Origin of the sequence: Inquilinus sp. KBS0705 (assembly GCA_005938025.2) — a bacterium.
Lineage (GTDB): Bacteria > Bacteroidota > Bacteroidia > Sphingobacteriales > Sphingobacteriaceae > Mucilaginibacter.
Window position 1 is genome coordinate 83,282 of the sequence record VCCI02000002.1, and the last position, 18,835, is coordinate 102,116.

At 44.8% G+C, this 18,835-nt stretch carries 21 protein-coding genes; 9 read left to right on the top strand and 12 right to left on the bottom strand.

The annotated features are described in order from the left end of the window. Positions 1–133 precede the first annotated feature (133 nt). The 3 genes from FFF34_011630 to FFF34_011640 all read right to left on the bottom strand — a co-directional run bounded on the left by FFF34_011630 (position 134) and on the right by FFF34_011640 (position 2,102). Positions 134–715, bottom strand: a complete 582-nt coding sequence (locus FFF34_011630; protein TSD64556.1) for an outer membrane beta-barrel protein — start codon at positions 713–715, stop codon at positions 134–136. 170 nt (positions 716–885) lie between these two features. Then, positions 886–1,668, bottom strand: a complete 783-nt coding sequence (locus tag FFF34_011635; protein ID TSD65056.1) for an enoyl-CoA hydratase — start codon at positions 1,666–1,668, stop codon at positions 886–888. Between the two features lie 11 nt (positions 1,669–1,679). After that, positions 1,680–2,102 (bottom strand): cobalamin B12-binding domain-containing protein, encoded by a 423-nt coding sequence (locus tag FFF34_011640; protein TSD64557.1) that lies wholly within the window; start codon positions 2,100–2,102, stop codon positions 1,680–1,682. Between the two features lie 124 nt (positions 2,103–2,226). Here FFF34_011640 and FFF34_011645 point away from each other — a divergent pair, with 124 nt between their 5' ends. Continuing rightward, the gene (locus tag FFF34_011645) at positions 2,227–3,891 is read left to right on the top strand and encodes a glutamine--tRNA ligase/YqeY domain fusion protein (GenBank protein TSD65057.1); all 1,665 of its coding nucleotides are present in this window, start codon (positions 2,227–2,229) and stop codon (positions 3,889–3,891) included. Positions 3,892–3,974: 83 nt separating this feature from the next. Here FFF34_011645 and FFF34_011650 read toward each other — a convergent pair whose 3' ends face one another. The 5 genes from FFF34_011650 to FFF34_011670 form a co-directional block, all read right to left on the bottom strand. Next, the gene (locus tag FFF34_011650) at positions 3,975–4,802 is read right to left on the bottom strand and encodes an N-acetylmuramoyl-L-alanine amidase (GenBank protein ID TSD64558.1); all 828 of its coding nucleotides are present in this window, start codon (positions 4,800–4,802) and stop codon (positions 3,975–3,977) included. Between the two features lies 1 nt (position 4,803). Next, positions 4,804–5,637: a DNA damage-inducible protein D gene (dinD, locus tag FFF34_011655; GenBank protein TSD64559.1), complete on the bottom strand. Its 834-nt coding sequence runs from the start codon at positions 5,635–5,637 to the stop codon at positions 4,804–4,806. Between the two features lie 33 nt (positions 5,638–5,670). After that, positions 5,671–6,015: a hypothetical protein gene (locus FFF34_011660; protein TSD64560.1), complete on the bottom strand. Its 345-nt coding sequence runs from the start codon at positions 6,013–6,015 to the stop codon at positions 5,671–5,673. Between the two features lie 49 nt (positions 6,016–6,064). Continuing rightward, entirely contained in the window at positions 6,065–6,838 is a 774-nt protein-coding gene (locus tag FFF34_011665) for an HNH endonuclease (GenBank protein TSD64561.1), read from the bottom strand. Positions 6,839–7,138: 300 nt separating this feature from the next. Beyond that, on the bottom strand, positions 7,139–7,504 hold the full coding sequence (locus tag FFF34_011670) for a CoA-binding protein (GenBank protein TSD64562.1): 366 nt from the start codon (positions 7,502–7,504) through the stop codon (positions 7,139–7,141). Positions 7,505–7,793: 289 nt separating this feature from the next. On the opposite strand from FFF34_011670, the gene FFF34_011675 reads away from it, so the two are divergent. The 3 genes from FFF34_011675 to FFF34_011685 all read left to right on the top strand — a co-directional run bounded on the left by FFF34_011675 (position 7,794) and on the right by FFF34_011685 (position 9,114). Next, positions 7,794–8,354 (top strand): sigma-70 family RNA polymerase sigma factor, encoded by a 561-nt coding sequence (locus FFF34_011675; protein TSD64563.1) that lies wholly within the window; start codon positions 7,794–7,796, stop codon positions 8,352–8,354. 24 nt (positions 8,355–8,378) lie between these two features. Continuing rightward, complete coding sequence (locus FFF34_011680; protein TSD64564.1) at positions 8,379–8,765, top strand: hypothetical protein; 387 nt, start codon at positions 8,379–8,381, stop codon at positions 8,763–8,765. Between the two features lie 133 nt (positions 8,766–8,898). After that, positions 8,899–9,114 (top strand): hypothetical protein, encoded by a 216-nt coding sequence (locus FFF34_011685; protein ID TSD64565.1) that lies wholly within the window; start codon positions 8,899–8,901, stop codon positions 9,112–9,114. Between the two features lie 36 nt (positions 9,115–9,150). On the opposite strand, the gene FFF34_011690 is transcribed toward FFF34_011685, so the two are convergent. Beyond that, on the bottom strand, positions 9,151–9,639 hold the full coding sequence (locus tag FFF34_011690; protein TSD64566.1) for a hypothetical protein: 489 nt from the start codon (positions 9,637–9,639) through the stop codon (positions 9,151–9,153). Between the two features lie 141 nt (positions 9,640–9,780). Then, entirely contained in the window at positions 9,781–11,331 is a 1,551-nt protein-coding gene (locus FFF34_011695; GenBank protein ID TSD64567.1) for an FAD-binding protein, read from the bottom strand. 302 nt (positions 11,332–11,633) lie between these two features. Here FFF34_011695 and FFF34_011700 point away from each other — a divergent pair, with 302 nt between their 5' ends. Then, positions 11,634–12,203, top strand: a complete 570-nt coding sequence (locus tag FFF34_011700; GenBank protein TSD65058.1) for an RNA polymerase sigma factor — start codon at positions 11,634–11,636, stop codon at positions 12,201–12,203. A 187-nt stretch (positions 12,204–12,390) separates the two neighbouring features. On the opposite strand, the gene FFF34_011705 is transcribed toward FFF34_011700, so the two are convergent. Then, complete coding sequence (locus tag FFF34_011705) at positions 12,391–14,682, bottom strand: glycoside hydrolase family 92 protein (protein TSD64568.1); 2,292 nt, start codon at positions 14,680–14,682, stop codon at positions 12,391–12,393. 200 nt (positions 14,683–14,882) lie between these two features. On the opposite strand from FFF34_011705, the gene FFF34_011710 reads away from it, so the two are divergent. From FFF34_011710 to FFF34_011725, 4 genes are all read left to right on the top strand, one after another. After that, positions 14,883–15,461: a LemA family protein gene (locus FFF34_011710; GenBank protein ID TSD64569.1), complete on the top strand. Its 579-nt coding sequence runs from the start codon at positions 14,883–14,885 to the stop codon at positions 15,459–15,461. A 99-nt stretch (positions 15,462–15,560) separates the two neighbouring features. Further along, the gene (locus FFF34_011715) at positions 15,561–15,995 is read left to right on the top strand and encodes a TPM domain-containing protein (protein ID TSD64570.1); all 435 of its coding nucleotides are present in this window, start codon (positions 15,561–15,563) and stop codon (positions 15,993–15,995) included. A 10-nt stretch (positions 15,996–16,005) separates the two neighbouring features. After that, complete coding sequence (locus FFF34_011720; protein TSD64571.1) at positions 16,006–16,806, top strand: TPM domain-containing protein; 801 nt, start codon at positions 16,006–16,008, stop codon at positions 16,804–16,806. A 51-nt stretch (positions 16,807–16,857) separates the two neighbouring features. Next, a complete protein-coding gene (locus FFF34_011725; GenBank protein TSD64572.1) occupies positions 16,858–17,400 on the top strand; it encodes an NUDIX hydrolase in 543 nt (180 codons plus the stop codon). 66 nt (positions 17,401–17,466) lie between these two features. Here FFF34_011725 and FFF34_011730 read toward each other — a convergent pair whose 3' ends face one another. Continuing rightward, positions 17,467–18,825: a RagB/SusD family nutrient uptake outer membrane protein gene (locus FFF34_011730; protein TSD64573.1), complete on the bottom strand. Its 1,359-nt coding sequence runs from the start codon at positions 18,823–18,825 to the stop codon at positions 17,467–17,469. Positions 18,826–18,835: the final 10 nt, after the last annotated feature.

Consider the following 18,835-nt stretch of genomic DNA (forward strand, 5'->3'; position numbering starts at 1 on the left):
TGTATTCGCAGTTAAGGTACAAATATTTGATTATTTACAAAGAATTTTAAATCTTAACTAAAAAACAGTGCTAAACAAAACAAAAAAAGGGAGGCTTAACGCCTCCCTTATTTACTATTAAGTGGTAACAGTTTTAGAAACCGTATGCAACACGCACACCTAAAAAGTTTACTTTGCTTGCATCAAAATTGCTGCTGTATTTGGTAGTAGCTTCGTAGCGTATACCTGCATCAATAAAGTTACTTGCACTTACCGGGAACTGTACACCAATTTGCGGCGCATAAACAAACGCGGTTGATTTCTCGTTAAAGAAATCAGATTTGTTTAGCAGGAATGCTGCACCAGCTTCGCTCTGTATGTAAAAGTTAGATAACGGGAAGAATTTTAAACCGGCTTTAACAGGCAGTAACTGTACGTTAGGTACATCTAAGCCTGTGCCTGCTAAATTCTTTTCGCCAAATACGTTGTTATAACCTGCGTTTACAGTTACAAACAATTGGTTAGCTACAGGGATATCCGCCTGTACCGAACCGCCTAAATTCCATTTATAAGCATCGTTAAATTTACCCGTTGGGATGCCTGCATCAACACCAATGCTATAACGAACACCGTTAGAAGTTGTAGTAGATGTGGTGGTAGAGGTTTGGGCTTTTGCAGCAAATGATAAGCCGGCAAATGCTAAAATTAATGTTGTGATTTTTAATGTACTTTTCATGACTTTTTTATTTAAACCATTTGTCTTTTTGTTTAAAGACAGGGCAAAGTAAAGCACCAAATCACATTCAATTTTTCATCCTATTGTCACGTTAATTCAATCGATTGATTAACAGATAATTATTTTTTGACCAGATGGGTATTTTGGTCAGGCTATTGTAAACTTGATAATTATTTGCCCTTAAATTCCGGCTTCCGCCTTTCTAAAAATGCGGCCACCCCCTCTTTAAAATCATCCGTACCAAAGCATTTTCCAAACTCTTCTATCTCGGTTTCGTAGCCATTAACCCCGTCATTAGCGGCATCGTTAACAGCCCGAATGGCGGCAGCAATGGCCAATGGGGCCCGGGTAAGTATTTTATTCATCAGTTCTTCGGCCCTGGGCAGTAAATCGGCCTGAAACACTACCTGGTTAACCAAACCTGCCTGCAAGGCATCAGCAGCGGTAAGCATATCAGCTGTCATTATCATTTCGAGCGCCTTGCCGCGGCCCACCAATTGGGTTAAACGCTGGGTGCCACCGTAGCCGGGTATAAGGCCCAAGGTAACTTCGGGCAGGCCCATTTTAGCGGTATCGGCAGCAATGCGTATATGGCAGGCCATAGCAAGTTCCAGCCCTCCACCCAATGCAAAACCATTTATAGCCGCTATTACCGGCTTGTTGCCGTTAGCAATTACATTAAAAACCTTGGTATGGCCCTCACGGGCAAGGTTGCGCCCACCCGCAACGTCCAGATCGGCAAACTCGGTAATATCTGCACCGGCAACAAAGGCCTTTGTGCCCGCGCCGGTAATTATTATGCCGCCAATGCTTTCATCATTAAAAGCATCAGTTAAAGCCTCGTGCAGCTCTATTAAGGTAAATTTATTTAGCGCGTTTAATTTGCTTTCGCGATTGATGACAATGTATTGTATGCGGCCCCTGGTTTGGACCAGTATGTTTTCAAACTCCATAATAAGTTCAATCAAAAATTACGGTGCTGGTGCACCCAATTGGTTATATAGGTAACAATGTCTTGCGTGCTGGTACCCGGCGGGAACAATTTGCCTACGCCTATTTTTTGCAGTTCGGCCATATCATCCGCAGGGATAATACCACCACCGGTAAGCAGTACATCATCCATCTTCTTCTCCTTTATTAAAGCCATCACCTTAGGGAAAACCGTCATGTGCGCGCCCGATAGTATGCTGATGCCGATAGCGTCCACATCCTCTTGCAGGGCGGTGTTCACTACCATTTCGGGCGTTTGGCGCAGGCCGGTGTATATTACCTCCATGCCGGCATCGCGCAAGGTGGTGGCGATGATGCGGGCGCCGCGGTCGTGCCCGTCAAGGCCTACTTTCGCGACTAAAACACGTATAGGGCGGTTAAATTGGGTATCGCTCATAGATTCAGCTATGCTTAAAAGCTTATCAAAGTTAAAAGAAAAAATTATACCAGCCCTTATACACACTGCTGTATAATTATGCATAAAAACGTATAATTCTGTGTATTTTCCTATTTTTGCCCCTATCATGAGCGAAGAAAGATCATTAAACTTTTTAGAGGAAATTGTTGAAGCCGATATTGCTGCCGGTAAGCATGGGGGAAGGGTGTTAACCCGTTTCCCGCCCGAGCCTAACGGCTACCTGCACATAGGGCACGCAAAATCGATATGCCTTAACTTTGGCCTTGCTCAAAAATATAATGGCAAAACCAACCTGCGTTTTGACGATACTAACCCTGTAAAGGAAGATGTAGAGTACGTAGACAGCATTAAGGAAGATGTAAAATGGCTGGGCTTTGAATGGGCCAACGAGCTATACGCGTCTGACTACTTTGACAAGCTGTACGACTTTGCCGTTGCCCTGATAAAAAAAGACCTGGCTTATGTTGATGATAGTAGCGCCGAGGAGATAGCCTCGCAAAAAGGCACCCCTACCGAACCCGGTGTGGCTAATCAATACCGCAGTCGCTCTGTTGAAGAAAACCTGCAACTTTTTGCCGATATGAAAGCCGGCAAATACCCCGATGGCGCCAAGGTACTACGGGCCAAGCTTGACCTGGCATCGCCAAACATGCACCTGCGCGACCCTTTAATGTATCGCATTAAACATGCTCACCATCACCGTACCGGCGATGCCTGGTGCATTTACCCGATGTACGATTTTGCTCATGGTCAAAGCGATGCCATAGAAGAGATCACCCACTCGATATGTACGGTTGAGTTTATACCTCACCGCCCATTGTACGAATGGTTTATTGAGCAATTGAGCCTGTTCCCGAGCAAACAATATGAGTTTGCCCGCCTTAACCTAAACTATACGGTAATGAGCAAGCGCAAGCTGCTGCAACTGGTTACCGATGGCCATGTAGACGGCTGGGACGACCCGCGCATGCCTACCATTAGCGGCCTGCGCCGCCGTGGTTATACCCCTGCCAGCATCCGCGAGTTTTGCGAGCGTATTGGCGTGGCCAAGCGCGAAAACATGATAGATGTAGGCTTGCTGGAGTTTTGCATACGCGAAGACCTTAACAAAACCGCCTGGCGCCGTATGGCCGTGCTTGACCCGGTTAAACTGGTTATCACTAATTATCCGGAAGGTCAAACGGAAATATTCCATGGCGAAAACAACCCTGAAGTTGAAGGTGGCGATGGCAGCCGTGAGTTTCCGTTTAGTCGCGAGTTGTGGATAGAGCGCGACGACTTTATGGAAGAGCCTACCAAAAAATACTTCCGCCTGGGTGTGGGGTTAATGGTACGCCTTAAAAGTGCCTACATTATTAAAGGCGAAAGCATTGTTAAGGATGCCGATGGCAATATTACCGAAATACATTGCACCTACATACCCGAATCAAAAAGCGGCAGCGATACCAGCGGCATAAACGTTAAAGGCACCATACACTGGGTGAGCGCGGACCACGCCCTTACTGCGGAGATACGCCTGTACGACCGCCTTTTTCAGGTAGAAGACCCAAGCAACGAGGACGGTGACTTTAAAGATTATATTAATCCCAACAGCCTGCATATATTGCCAACCGCATACATCGAACCCGACCTGGCCAACGCCGTAGCGGGTACACCGGTGCAATTTATACGCAAGGGCTACTTTACACTCGACAAAAACTCGACTACCGATAAGCTGGTATTTAACCGCACCGTAACATTAAAGGATGGCTGGGTGAAGAAAGGTTAAAGGTGAAAGGCGAAAGGTTAAAGGCAAAGGCTTTCTATCGTAGGGAGCTACCTTTTACCCTTTACCTTTTACCTCTTACCTCTTCAATACTTCCTGTACACATTATACAGCACATCCAAATCGCAGGGGGTGAGTACGGGGGTATCATCAAACTGTACAAAGTGGGCTTTAAAGGCGGTAATAGCGGCGTTCAGGTTGCTGGTATCATAACCAATTAGGCGCAGTGCTGTGGTGCTGTCAAATCCTTCGGGGGCGGGTATAAGGGTGGTATCGCACCACAGGCCGAAACCCTTTTGTGCCAATAACTGCCACGGGAACAACTTACCCGGGTCGGCTTTGCGGGGTGGGGCCACATCCTGGTGACCAATAAAATTAGCCACCGGTATATTGTAAGTTCGTTTTAACTGGGTAAGCAGCGCCAGCAGGCTTTTTATCTGTGCCGGTGCAAAAGGCTCGTTGCCCTTATTATCCAGCTCGATACCTATCGAGCAACTGTTCATATCAGTCACGCTGCCCCATTTGCCGGTGCCTGCATGCCAGGCGCGCATATAATCGTTTAGCATGTGTATCACCTTGCCATCCTTGCCAATTACATAATGGGCGCTTACCTGCGGTTTCACCAATGTAAAAGTGCGCAGCGTTTGCGCAACCGAATCTTGCGCGGTATAATGTATCACCACGTAATTGGGTTTGCGCAGGTTAAAATTAACAGTGCCCACCCAGTCGCTTGGTATGGGTTTGCCCGTGCTATCGGCCAGCACGGCAGGGGTCTCGGCCAATAAAGTAGTGCTCAGGCTATCGGCATGCTGCTGATACACCTTATTAGTTAAAGCATACGGCCCCTTAGGCGAACAAGCGGATATTAAAGCTGTGGCAGTGAGTAGTAGTATTGGGAGGTAGCGGTTTTTCATGTTATTTTTTTGAGCCTTTGGCAGCATTCTTTTCGTCGGTTTCTAAACGCCGCTCTAATTTCTTTACATCATCTGCTGGCGGTAACGCTTCAGGCTTAACACCGCGTTGCAATAAAATGTTCCTGACTGCTTTGTTGTTGTCGATATGTTCCTGCGATATCTGGGTTTCTTTGTTCAGGTCTTTCTCTATTACATTATGGCTGGTGAGTTCGTTGGCAAAATCTTTGGCTTTGATAGTAAGCGTAGGCAAAAAATCTGCTAATGGTTTTGATGCTGGTATGCCCAGCTTCTTCTTCATATCATTAGTGCTAAAACCACCAAATAAAGCTTGGTCGCCCTTTGAACGAATTAGGGCAAAACCTTTACCGTCTACACCTCGCTCGTACAATATCCCTGATAATTTCTTTTCAGACTTGGATAGCTTGTCGCGAGCCGTCACACGTTCAACATCAATTAAGCGCTGCTCTATAATTTCCTGTTTTCGAGTTTGTACTGCAAAGTATGTTTGGGCAAACGCAATTGGCGGTTTTGATGGGTCACCATTTTGCGCGATGAGATAACAGGCGTATCTTGTTAGAGCAACGTCTTCGACTTCTCTTTGTGCGCTTTTTGCTATCGCGATCATTTTCGTGGTGTCACGAAAATGATCCTCTATTTTAGAATCAGCATTCTCACAGGCCTTTTTGGCTCTCTCAATGGCGTTAAAAAAGTTCTCCCATCGCAAGTAGCCTAAAATTGATTGCAGGTCTCTTGCACTCCAGTATTCTAAACCCTCATGGTTATAACAAGCTTGTTCAAACCTGCCAAATAACTCTAATATGACTTCCTTTTTCAATTTCCTGTAATTTTAAAAGCAAGTTACCCATAATTACATGTTTATAATGTAGTGTGGAAAAATTGCAACATTATTCATTAACTCATCTACACAGTAGAAAGAAGAAATTGATAAACTATTTGTCGCTGTATCTTCGGTATACTCAACACTTTCAAATTCATGCCAAGTCGGGTCGGCTTCAATGTCTATAGTATCGAAATACAGATTTGACAAGCCCCACTCACTGGCATAAAACCAAGTATCATCTATTAGTTTAGAGCGAATAATTGCTTCGAATCCCTCTAAGCTTATATTGCATGAATTATCAAAGACTATAAAGCCGAAGTTTTTATAGTTGCTGCTATCGCGATAGAGGTAAGAGAATTTGATGTTTGGCATAAGCGAAAATAACCCTATGACGTGGATGTGGCAATCGGATATAAGTGAACTAAGCCTTAAAACTTTCGTTATGGATTTTCAAAAACTCTATATCAGGAAAAAATTTCTTAGGCGCTATCATTAATTTACCATCATAGTTAACAAAGTTTTCTTTGATGCTTTCTATAGTGTTGCTTTTTAAAAATACGGGCGACACTTTAATTTTAAAATCTTCGGTAATAGTGATTAATCCCCTATCAAAAGCTTTATCGTGCAATGCATTTAGGGCTAAGCCATTTTTGGGGTTAAGTCTATTGCCTTCATCTTTACTCCATGGCAAAATATGACTGGCAACAAGTAGAGAAGTTTGATCGATGCCGGTAATAGAGCATTTGTTATCAAAGTTACTCAATACCATTTTGCGAAAAGCAGTTTGATTTAAACGGACAAGCACCGACCGGCGTGCTTCTCGACCCTCGGCGGGTTGCCATTCCTCCTCTTCTAACGGGTTAAGTGCTTCTATTGTCGTGGCTTTCTTTTGAGCAAGCAAGGTTTCTCCCTCAATAAACAATTCATCCCAATTGTTCATATACTCTTGCCAAACTTGCCTATCAAGCTTGCTTACATTTTCTAAGCCTTTTACACCTCGGGCTTGCAGGTTAGGGTCAAAACTGGCAAAGTTGCCTAACTTACGGGCAACAGCAGCCGGCGTTCTGTCAATTATCGCGGCTAATTCCTGTACATCCTTGTTGCTGGCGTGCATTTGGCCAAAGCGTATCTTGCTATATAAATTAATAGCTAATATCAGCTGCTCTTTTGTCCATAAACTTTGGCCTTCTTTCATATTATCCTTCTACCTCACAAAATACGTGTTTGCATTGGGTATTTAAACACTCGTTTATGGTAAGTTGTAATAGTGTATGAAAGAAGTTAGATATAATATCCGTTCGCGTGCCGCAAATAGGGCAAGTGCTGGGCTGGTCGGTGCTTAGGTAATAGGTGGTCATAACCAAATATAGTTACTTATCTGCACAGTTTGGAGATTGCTTCGTACCTCGCAAAGACGCGCGGAGAGAGGGCCGAACCTCCCGTATCAAACCTTTTACCTTTCGCCTTTTACCTTTCCCCTAAAACACCTCAAAAATCAATACTGCCCTACGCTTAGCAACACCAAAGTACAGGCGTAGTCGGTTTTAATGCCTTTTTGTTCGGCAAGGCGGCGCAATTCCTGGTTTTCGGTGCCGGGGTTAAAAATAATGCGTTTGGGTTGGGTGTTCAGTATATAATCGTACAGTGGCGGTTGGTTTTGGGGGCCTACATACAGGGTAATGGTATCAATATCGGTGTGTATAGTTTCGGGTTTTTCTATAGGCACGCCGGCTACCTCGCCGGTTTTTATGCCTACGTTTACTATGCTGTGCCCGCTGCGCACTAAACGATTAGCGGCCAGGTAAGCGTAACGGCTTGCGTCGGGCGTGGCGCCCAGTATCAATGTCTTTTTATCGGCCATGGGGTTATAACGTGCAGGGAGGGTTTTAGTTTGGCCTCACCTAAATCCTCTCCAAAAGGAGAGGTCTTTAAAAAGCTTTTCCGCCCCCTCCTTTGGAGAGGGAGCAAAGTTCAACAATTTCTTCCCGCCCTCTTTTCGCTTGCGAAGAGAGGACCGACGAGCGGCTTAGCGATGTCGGGGTGAGTTGATACGACGGGCTGAGGCGAAAAATAAAAAATAATTTAAAATGTTTTACAACCACGCTCGTCTTTATCTTTAAACACTGATAAAATTGACAGCCGCCGCAACAATGCCCCAGGACAAAAACAGCCACATCATACAAACTATAGCGTCGTATGGTAAAAGCTTGCTGGGCTTTATTCGCAAGCGGGTGAATAACGATGCCGACGCCGAAGACATTCTGCAGGATGTTTGGTACCAGTTTAGCAATGTAATAAACGCCGGCCCTATTGAACAAACCAGCGCCTGGCTGTATAAAGTTGCCCGCAACAAAATAACCGATAAGCATAAAAAGCATACCGAAACTCTTTTAGACGATATGCTACCCGCTACCGGCGACGACGATGACGACGCGCCCGACTTTAACGCCATACTAATGGCCGAGGCCAACACGCCCGAAACCGAATACATGCGCAGCCTTTTTTGGGAACAGCTTTTTTTAGCGCTTGACGAGCTGCCCGAAAACCAACGCCAGGTATTTATTTGGCACGAACTGGACGACGTACCGTTTGACGAGATAGCTAAACGCACCGGCGATAACGTACAAACGCTGGTATCGCGCAAGCGGTATGCGGTTGTACACCTGCGCAAGCGGCTAAAACAACTTTATCAGGAAATAACAGAATATTAAAACATTAAGTAAAAAATACATACAATGAGACCTTCATTTAATAACCGTAAAAAATTCTTTTGGCTGATACCTTTTGGCGTAGCAGCTATACTGACCCTTATAAGTTTTGTAGTAATGCAGCTATGGAACAACCTGCTGCCGGGCATACTGCATGTAGGCGTAATAACTTTTTGGCAGGCCATGGGCATATTTGTGCTGTGTAAAATATTATTCGGCTTTGGTGGCAAGGGCGGCGGTGCCCCCTGGATGCGCCGTAAGCAAATGATGATGGAAAAATTCAATGGCATGAGCGAGGAAGACAAGGCCCGCTTTAAAGAGCAAATGCGCGACCGCTGCGCCAGCTGGGGCCGCCGTGGCCGCGGCGACTGGATGGGCGAACAACCCGCCGAAGAAACAAAAGCAGCGGAGTAATAATTTACCGTCATGCCGAATTATTTCGGCATCTCACAGGATAGATAGACAATTTGTATGTGAGGTGCTGAAACAAGTTCAGCATGACGGTATTTAAAAGTTTAACTATACATCTACCCAAAAAACAACAATTATGGATGTGCTGATATTTGAAACAAGCGTTGGTACCACGCACGAAGTAAGCAGGATACACCCCCTGCTTGCTTCTTTATCAGAAATAAGGCAATACAATTTTGACCTGGAGGATTGCGACAATATACTGCGCGTAGTAAGCAGCGGGGTTGAGCCGCAAACTATTAACCACATGCTGCACATTGCCGGCTTTAGCTGCGAAGAGTTGGCTTATTAAGCCAGTTAGCAGTGTGCTTTGCTTGCTAACAGCAAACTATAAACTGCCAACTATTCTGCTTAGCAATGCAATTTGCCCGCTGTGGTAAATATGGTGCTGTATAAGGCCCTCAATTAGTACAAGGTGGCTCACGCCGGTACCCAGTTCGCGGTTACGGGCGTCTTTTATGGGTTGCTGCCATTTATCTTCGGCAAAGTTTTGTATCACACCGCTTAGTACGGTATTAGCCAGTTTATAATCGCTTATCAGGCTATGCCACTTATCTTCGTTGGGTTGGCCGGGGTCGGGCCAGTCGCCGCCGGTGGGTTCTTTTGCTACCTGGCCATTCATGCGGTCGGTAACCTCTATTGTCCATCCCAGCATGTGCAGTAAAATACCGGCTATGCTATGGATAGATCCGCTTGGTTTTTCATAGGCAGCCTCAAAAGGGATTTGGTCCAACAAACTATAGGTATTAGGCCCATACCAGGCATCTCCGCTTAGTATGGTTTGCAATTTATTTTGCAGGTTTTGGGCAGTTGTCATGGTTGTATAACGTTTAAGTATAATTGGTTCTTATGTGCGTTCCCTGCGGTCGGGCTTTACGCTTATACTGCGCAGGCCTTAGGCGCAGGCAGGTATCCGCTACAATCCCTAACGCTGAGAGAGACGCGAAGTATCGCGCCTCTACGATAGATATCCTACCGCCGCATTCGCACAATTTACCCCATCAATAGCTGCCGAGATAATGCCCCCTGCATAACCGGCGCCTTCGCCGCAGGGGTATAGGCCGGCAACTTGCGGGTGTTGCAGGGTTTCCCTGTCCCGCGGTACTTTTATGGGTGATGAAGTGCGCGACTCTACCCCTACTAATATGGCCTCGTTGGTATAATAGTCTTTCATTTTACGGCCAAAGGCGGGTAGGGCTTTGCGCAGACGCTCGTGTATCCAGTCGGGTAAAACTTGCTGCAGGTCGGTGCTTTTGCAGCCAGGCAGGTACGAATTTTGGGGCAGATCGGCAGATACGCGGCGTTCAACAAAATCAACCATGCGTTGCGCCGGGGCAACCAGGTTACCACCACCTGCCTTAAAGGCCAAATGCTCGGCCTGCTGCTGAAAATTCAGCATCCTGAAAGGGTCATTCATATCGCCCTTTACGTCTTCCATATTTATTTGCACAACCGTGCCCGAGTTAGCAAAAGGATTATTTCGTTTAGATGGGCTCCAACCATTCACTACAATTTCATCAGCGGCAGTGGCACAAGGGGCAATAATGCCGCCGGGGCACATGCAAAACGAAAATACTCCCCGGTCGTTCACCTGCTCCACTAAATTATAATATGATGGCGGCAGATCCGGCCCGCGGTACTCACAATGATATTGTGCGCGATCTATTATCTCTTGCGGGTGCTCAATACGCACGCCAAGGGCAAAGGGCTTAGCTTCTATCAAAATATCCTGGCTATGCAGCATCCTGAAAACATCATGCGCCGAGTGGCCTGTTGCCAATATCACTGCATCGGCCAATAGTTTTTCGCCATTGGCTAACTGCACACCTTTTACTTTACCAAATTGCACCAGCAAGGCAGTTACTTTGGTATCAAACAACACCTCGCCACCGGCATTTAAAATGGTTTCGCGCATGGCGGTAATTATCTGCGGCAATTTGTTGGTTCCAATATGCGGGCGTGCATCCACCAAAATATCTTCGGTAGCACCATGGGCCACAAAGGTTTTTAGCACGCCGGTAACATCGCCGCGCTTGGTAGATCGGGTATATAGCTTACCGTCCGAATAAGTACCTGCTCCCCCCTCGCCAAAGCAATAGTTCGATTCCGGGTTTACCAGGCCCTGTTTGTTAATGTTGGCCAAATCGCGGCGGCGTTGCTTAACATCCTTGCCGCGCTCCAGTATTACAGGCTTCAGGCCCATTTCTATGCATTGCAGGGCGGCAAATATCCCCGCCGGGCCTGCGCCTACTATCAGCACGCGCTTTGCATCCTTTACATTTGGGTATTGCAGGTTGTACACTTCGGGCAGGTAAGGTTCGTCAACGTACAGGCGCACCTGCATACGGTATAACACCTTGCGGCCTCGGGCGTCTATTGATCGTTTGAGTATTTTAATGCCATTTATACTTTTAACAGCAATGTTGGCTGTTGCGGCTGCAAGTGATATCAGTAACGTTTCGTCTTCCTGTTGCCCGGGCGGGCATACAATTTCAATTTCTTTGATCATGCTGTTGTGCCGGGTTTTTATCCCGGATGATGCAAAGATAGCTTTTATTCCCGGCAGGATAAACGCTGGCGACTAGCTAAAGAATTTATATACATAAGCCCTTGTTACACTTTTGCAGGGCATTCCGTATAGATGACAAGCTTAGTGTATATAGTACACTTAAAAGCGTTCGGTAAAGAACGGTCAACTGTTCGCTACCGAACAGTTTAAAAAATGTTTTAAAATTATTTTGTTGATTATCAGCATCTTATAAAATCGGCTCTGTTTTGGCATAGGCCCAAGTACATTAAAGAATGAGAAAAATGATCGCTCCAGTTGATAATCGCTTACACACCCTTTGGGAAGGGTGTTTGCGCAACGACCGTAAACAACAAGAAATGTTGTACAGAATTTTAGCGCCTAAAATGCTTGCTGTGTGCATGCGCTATGCTAAAGATAAAGATGAGGCACAGGATATTTTACAGGAAGGTTTTATAAAGATGTTTAAGAACATGAACAATTACCGCGGCGAAGGCAGCCTTGAGGGATGGATACGTCGTATAATGGTACACAGTGCTATATCGCGCTACCGCAAAGCCAAAACAATGGTGTTGGTTGACGACTTTGCTGAGCAAAACATACCGGTAAGCAGCAGCTACAATAATAATGGCTTAGAAGCGCAGGAGCTGATGAGCATGGTTGCCGATCTGCCTGATACCTATCGTTCCGTTTTTAATATGTACGCTATAGAAGGATACTCGCACCAGGAAATCAGCGGTAAATTAGGTATGTCTGAATTATTATCGCGTACTACTTTGCACCGTGCCCGTACCATACTTAAAGACAAGTTAAAAAGCTTAGCAGCAAGAGAACGCCACTGCCTGGCGGGCTAATGACACGATTGAGGGATTAGAGATATTGATAATTACCCCCTTTATGTTTACAATGATTTATTGATTACTCTATGGCATGGCTGCCAGTAATCAATAAATCAACCCAGTGGCGAACTTCATAAGCCAACAAACAAAAAGTGGTTGACCAGCCATTTAACCAATCAACCACTCTCCATTCTCTAAATAACTACTTGTGCTTACTGCTCATATAAAACACCATTTCGCCCCCATCCATAATTTGCTGGTGGGTAATGTTTAAACCTGTTAATGGTTTACCATTCAGTGTTATCTTTTGCACGTAAACATTTTTTTCGCTTTGATTTTTTACGTTGATGGTAAAAGTTTTGCCACCGCCAACTTGCACAACGGCGTTATTTACCGCCGGGCTGCCAATAGCATAATCAACCGAACCGGGTGCCATTGGGTAAAACCCTAAGCTGCTGAATATATACCAGGCGCTCATTTGGCCGGTATCATCGTTGCCACCCAAACCATCGGGTGTTGGTTTGTACATGCGCGGTAATATCATGCGTATGCGTTCCTGTGTTTTCCATGGCTTATCCGTCCAGTTATACAGGTAGGCCACATGGTGCGATGGTTCGTTACCATGCACGTAATTACCAATAATACCGTCGCGGGTAATATCTTCGGTCTCGGCAAAATATTTATCCGGCAGGTTCATGGTAAACAGCGAATCTAAATACCCTACAAAACGTTTGTCGCCACCCATCAGTTTTATCAAACCTTCAGGATCCTGCGGGGCAAATAAAGTATAGTTCCACGAGTTACCTTCAATAAAGCCTTCGTTAATGGTACTCAATGGGTCAAACTTAGTGCGGAAAGTTCCGTTAGCCAGTTTAGGGCGCATAAAGCCGGCTTTGGCGTCGTAAACATTTTTATAGTTTTCAGATCGTTTTATAAACTCGTTATAAATATCTGTTCGGCCAAGTTTTTTGGCCATTTGGGCAATGGCCCAATCGTCGTAAGCATACTCTAAAGTATTAGATACCGATACACCTGTCTTTTCGTCGGGTACGTAACCAAGGTCTATATATTCGCCAATCCCTTCATAGCTACGGTGGCGGGCGGTAGCCACGCAGGCATCCAGGGCTTTGTTAGCATCAAAAGGAGCATTGCCCTTAACAACGGCATCCGCAATAACGGCAACGCTGTGGTAGCCGCTCATACACCAGTTTTCGTTACCCGAGTTGCTCCATACGGGTAGCATATGCTCGGGGCTCTGGTCAAAATGCACCATCATCGATCTTACCATATCGGCATTGCGCTGTGGCTGTATAATGTTAAACAGCGGGTGCAGGGCGCGGTAAGTATCCCATAAACTAAAGGTGGTATAATTGGTAAAGCCCTCGGCCTTATGTATGTTTTGATCGAGGCCTTTGTACTGCCCGTCAACATCCATATAAACTGTTGGGTTTATCATGGTATGGTACATGGCGGTATAAAAATCCTGCTTGCGCTCGGTAGATGCGTTAACTGTTATTTTCTCCAGTTCGGTTTCCCAAAGTTGCTGGCCATCGGCCTTTACTTTATCAAAATCCCAACCCGGTACTTCGGCCTGCATGTTAGCCATAGCGCCGTCCATACTTACCGGCGATAACGCAAACTTTATCTTTATCTTTTCTCCTTCGTTTGTTTTAAAATCAAAGTAGGCACGTATTTGCTTGCCTGCAATTTCGGGGAAGTTTTTGCTTTGATTGAATTTACCCCAAAAACCGCCATATACTTCGCGTTTATCATACTTCTTAAAGCCATGCTGTATAAATGGTTTAGAAAATGCCATTGCAAAATACAGGTTACGCGTGCGTGCCCAACCATCGGTTTGGCGATAGCCAACCAGCGTACTATCATTTAACACCTTTACATAGGTCCAAACGGTTTTGTCGGGATAATTATAGATGCCCGCCATCAGATCTAATATAATATGCGATTGATCTGACTTAGGGAAGGTATACTGATGAAAGCCTACTCGTGCGCTGGTGGTCATCTCGGCTATAATATTGCTTTCGTCCAGCTTTACTTTATAATAGTTGGCTGCGCTTACCTCGTTAGCATGAGAGAAACCTGAGCGGTAGCCGCTCCCCGGCTTATCTGCCACCCCTGGGTTCAGTTTTAAAGCACCAACTGTTGGCATTATTAAAAAGTCACCCAGATCTGAATGGCCGGTACCACTAAAATGGGTATGGCTAAAACCAACTATGGTTTTATCATCGTATTGATAACCCGCGCAATACTCGTATACCTTTGGGTTATATTTACCGTTCAGTTCGTAGCTGGCGGTGTCGGTTTCGGGGCTTAGCTGCACCATACCAAAGGGTACGGTAGCACCCGGATAGGTATGGCCCATACGTTGTGTTCCAATAATTGGCTTAACGTACTGTACAAGGTTTTGTTGAGGTGTGGTTTGCGCGGCGGTGTGTAAGCCTGTGCAAATTAAAACAGCAGAAAATATTTTCTTCATGAATTTTGGAGAGAATGTGCGTGTCAGTTATCAAATTAAACAGAAGCAAATATAAAATCATATCTTGTTAAACCCTATTTAAATACATTTACATAGCTAAATATTGCCATTATGGCGTAAATGTTACAGTTTGTAACATCGGTATGGGTTTTGTAATCTAATTTGTAAATTCACATCACCATATTAAACACAAAAACGCAATGAAAAATTTATTTATCGTAATAGCTGTTGTAGTTGTATTAGCCCTTATGGGTGGCTGCAGTTATAATGGCATGGTAAAATCTGACGAGAATGTTAAAGGCAAATGGGGCGAAGTGCAAACCCAATACCAGCGCCGTACCGATTTGATACCTAACCTGGTTGCCACTGTTAAAGGTGAAGCTAATTTTGAAAAAAGCACCTTAACCGAAGTTACCAATGCCCGCGCAAGGGCTACATCTATACAGGTTGATCCCACTAAACTTACTCCCGAAAGCATACAGCAATATCAGCAGGCGCAGGGGCAGCTAAGCACAGCTTTAGGGCGACTATTAGTTGCATCAGAGAACTACCCTAACCTAAGGGCAAATGATGCCTTCAGGGGGCTGCAAGTGCAGTTAGAGGGCACTGAGAACCGCATATCTGTTGCCCGCCGCGATTTTAACGTTGCCGTGCAGGACTACAATAGCAAAATCCGTACGTTCCCGGCTAATATAACCGCTAAAATGTTCGGTTTTAACGAGAAGGGGTACTTCCAATCGGAAGCCGGATCAGATAAAGCGCCAAAAGTAGCATTCTAATAATTTTGATTTCACCGATTAGTTTGGATCACACCGATTAGTATTTGGTGGGCAACTAATCGGTGAAATCATTCTAATAATCAGTGTAATCCTAATTATATGGCAGTATTTACAGAAGAAGAACAGCAGCAAATACAAAAGGCAGTAGCCGAGGCCGAGAAGAATACATCGGGCGAGATACGCGTTTGTATAGACAAAACCTGTAGCGACGAAGCGCTTGACCGCGCTGTTAAATACTTTGCCCAGTTAGAGATGCATAAAACCAAACTGCGCAACGGGGTATTGATATACGTAGCTACTGTTGACCGTAAGTTTGCCATTATTGGCGATGCAGGCATAAACAAAGTAGTGCCCGATGATTTTTGGGATAGCACAAAAGAGGATATGCTTAACCATTTTAAATATGGTAACCTGGTTGAGGGGATTGTTACCGGCGTAAAAAATGCCGGCGAACAATTAAAAAAGTACTTCCCTTACCTGCTTGATGATAAAAATGAATTGCCCGACGATATAGCCTTTATGGATGGTAACTAACCTAAACTTAATGCTTAAAAAACTTATTTTATGCCTGGGCTTAGTGCTCTGCATATTCACCGCGTTTTCGCAGGAAATTCCTGAAAAATCCAATACACTGGTTACCGATTATACCAATACGCTTGCCGAAGGCGACAAGCAAAAATTGGAAAGTAAGCTGGTTGCCTTTAATGATTCCTCGTCTACCCAAATAGCGGTGGTTATTATGAAATCGACCGGGGAATATGAAATTGGCGATTATGCTTTGCAATTGGGCCGCAAGTGGGGAATTGGCCAAAAGGATAAAAACAACGGTATTTTAGTATTGGTTGCGCTTGAGGACCGTAAGATGACCATACAAACCGGCTACGGCGCCGAAGGTGCTTTACCCGATATTATTACCCAACAGATCATCCAAAACGATATGAAGCCCCGCTTTAGGGAGAATGATTATTATGGCGGGCTTGATGCTGCTACAGATGATATTATCAAATACACCAAAGGCGAATACAAAGCTGAAAAAAAATCTGTTAAAAGCAAAGGCAATGGAAGCCCTATAGGTTTCCTTATCATTATTGTTGTAGTTATCCTTATCATCATATTTCGCAGAGGTGGCGGCGGTGGCGGTGGCCGTATTATTGGCAGCCGCGGCGGTGCAAGCCCTTTCTGGTGGTTCCTGGCCGGTAATTTACTTGGCGGCGGTGGTCGTAGTAGCGGTAGCGACTGGGGCGGCGGCGGTAGCTGGGGCGGCGGCGGGTCGTCAGGCGGTGGTGGCTTTGGTGGTTTTGGCGGCGGCAGCTTTGGCGGCGGCGGCTCATCAGGCAGTTGGTAGTTATTTGCACCGAAAGACCTTATCACTTGTCTCCAACATCTAATCTCTATAATAATGGAATGGAAAACCCTTTCATCAACCTATATACATAAAGGCCCGTGGGCCACATTACGTACCGACAAATGCGAAATGCCTGACGGCCGTATAGTGGAAGATTATTATGTGCTTGAATACCCCAATTGGGTAAACGCCGTAGCCATTACTGCTGATAATAAAGTTTTAATGGTACGCCAATATAGGCATGCCGCTGATATTGTATCACTTGAAATACCAGGCGGCGTTATTGATGGCGACGAAATACCCGAAGCAGCAATGCGGCGAGAGTTATTGGAGGAAACTGGTTATCAGTTTGATGATATTGAACTAATTAGCACCGTATATGCCAACCCGTCTACAGCAAACAATAAAACTTTTTGTTACCTGGCCAAAGGCGGCGTAAAAGTGCAGGAACAACACCTGGATGAATTAGAACATTTAGTAGTGGAAGAATACACCATAGCCGAAGTAAAACAGCTTTTGGCTGATAATAAAATAGCCCAGGCATTGCATTGCACCGGACTATTTTACGCATTGATAAAATTAGGAGAGTTGTAGTGCCGTGCGCAGTATTAAAAATAAAAGCCCGAAGCTAATAGCTTCGGGCTTTTATTTTGTTGTTTATTAGTACCCTTCGTTTTGCTGCAATTTGGGGTTAGCATTAATTTCTCTTAATGGTATTGGAAATATTAATTTGGGTGAATTGTAAGGCAGGGCACCTACATTCAGTTTAAGGCGTTTAGCATCATGCAAGAAAAAGCCTCCCTCAAATGCTAACTCATGCCTTCTCTCAACATTAATACTTGCAATACTTACGGTTGTTGCATTAGCTAAGCCCGCTCTTTTTCGTATTACATTTACATCATTTAAGGGTGTGTCGCCTACAGCTGTGTTATTACGCAGGTTTGCTTCAGCGCGTATCAGGTACATTTCTGCTAAACGTACTATACGCACGTTTCCATATACATTATTGAATTTACTTGTCCATAATACATCATCGGCTTCATAATACACATCGCGTCGCTGATCATTTGCTTCAAACGTATTTAAAAAACTTTGTTTGATAGCGATGTCGCCACGGCCACTAAAATCTGCTGATGCATAATAGGTATTCAAATCATTCACGCCCTGCTGGTTGGTTACCTGAATGGCAAAGATATCCTCAGACGTATTATCAACATGGCCGGGATTATTAAAAGCAAACTCGTTAGCATATGGTTTATTTAATTCATATAAACCCGAGCTTATTACCTTATTTGCCTCAATGGCTGCATTGGTATAATCTTCTTTTTGCAAATAAAGCCTTGCCAGTATGGCCGATGCCGCATTTTTTGCGGCATATACGCCATTATCATCCGGCAGCAAGGTCTCGGCACTTGTTAAGTCGGCAATAGCCTGTTTATAACCCGCATCAACTGTTGCTCGTACAACCTGCGAAGAAGCATCAACCGATTTAGTTGGCGTTAACACAATTGGTACGCCAAGGTTAGCTGTAGGGCTGCCATCATTATATGCTTTGCCAAATAGCCTAACCAAGTCAAAATAAACAAGACCTCTCAAAAATTTAGCCTCACCTTCCACACGATCTTTTTGGTCGGCATCAACTTTATCAACGTTAGCCAAAACATTGTTGGTTTGGTTAATTACCTGGTAGCCTGCAAGCCACAAGTTGGCCACAAAGCCATTATCGTTAGGTATAGTTTGACTCACCATTTGTGTAAGCTCCTGGTAAGTACCCGACCAGTCAATCACACTTTGCGTCGCCAGCAGATCGGGCTCTAAAAACACACTGCCGCCGTAAAAATCTGATAGTCCGGCCCGGTTATAAGCGCCTATTAAAGTAATCTCTACATCGCGGGATGTAAGAATAGCCTGATCCTGGTCAATTTGCTGATGAGGTTTCAGGTCAAGTTCCTTATTGCATGCAGTTAAAATTAACGCGATACAAAAGGTTGATATATATATAAATCTTTTCGTTTTCATTGCTATAGTA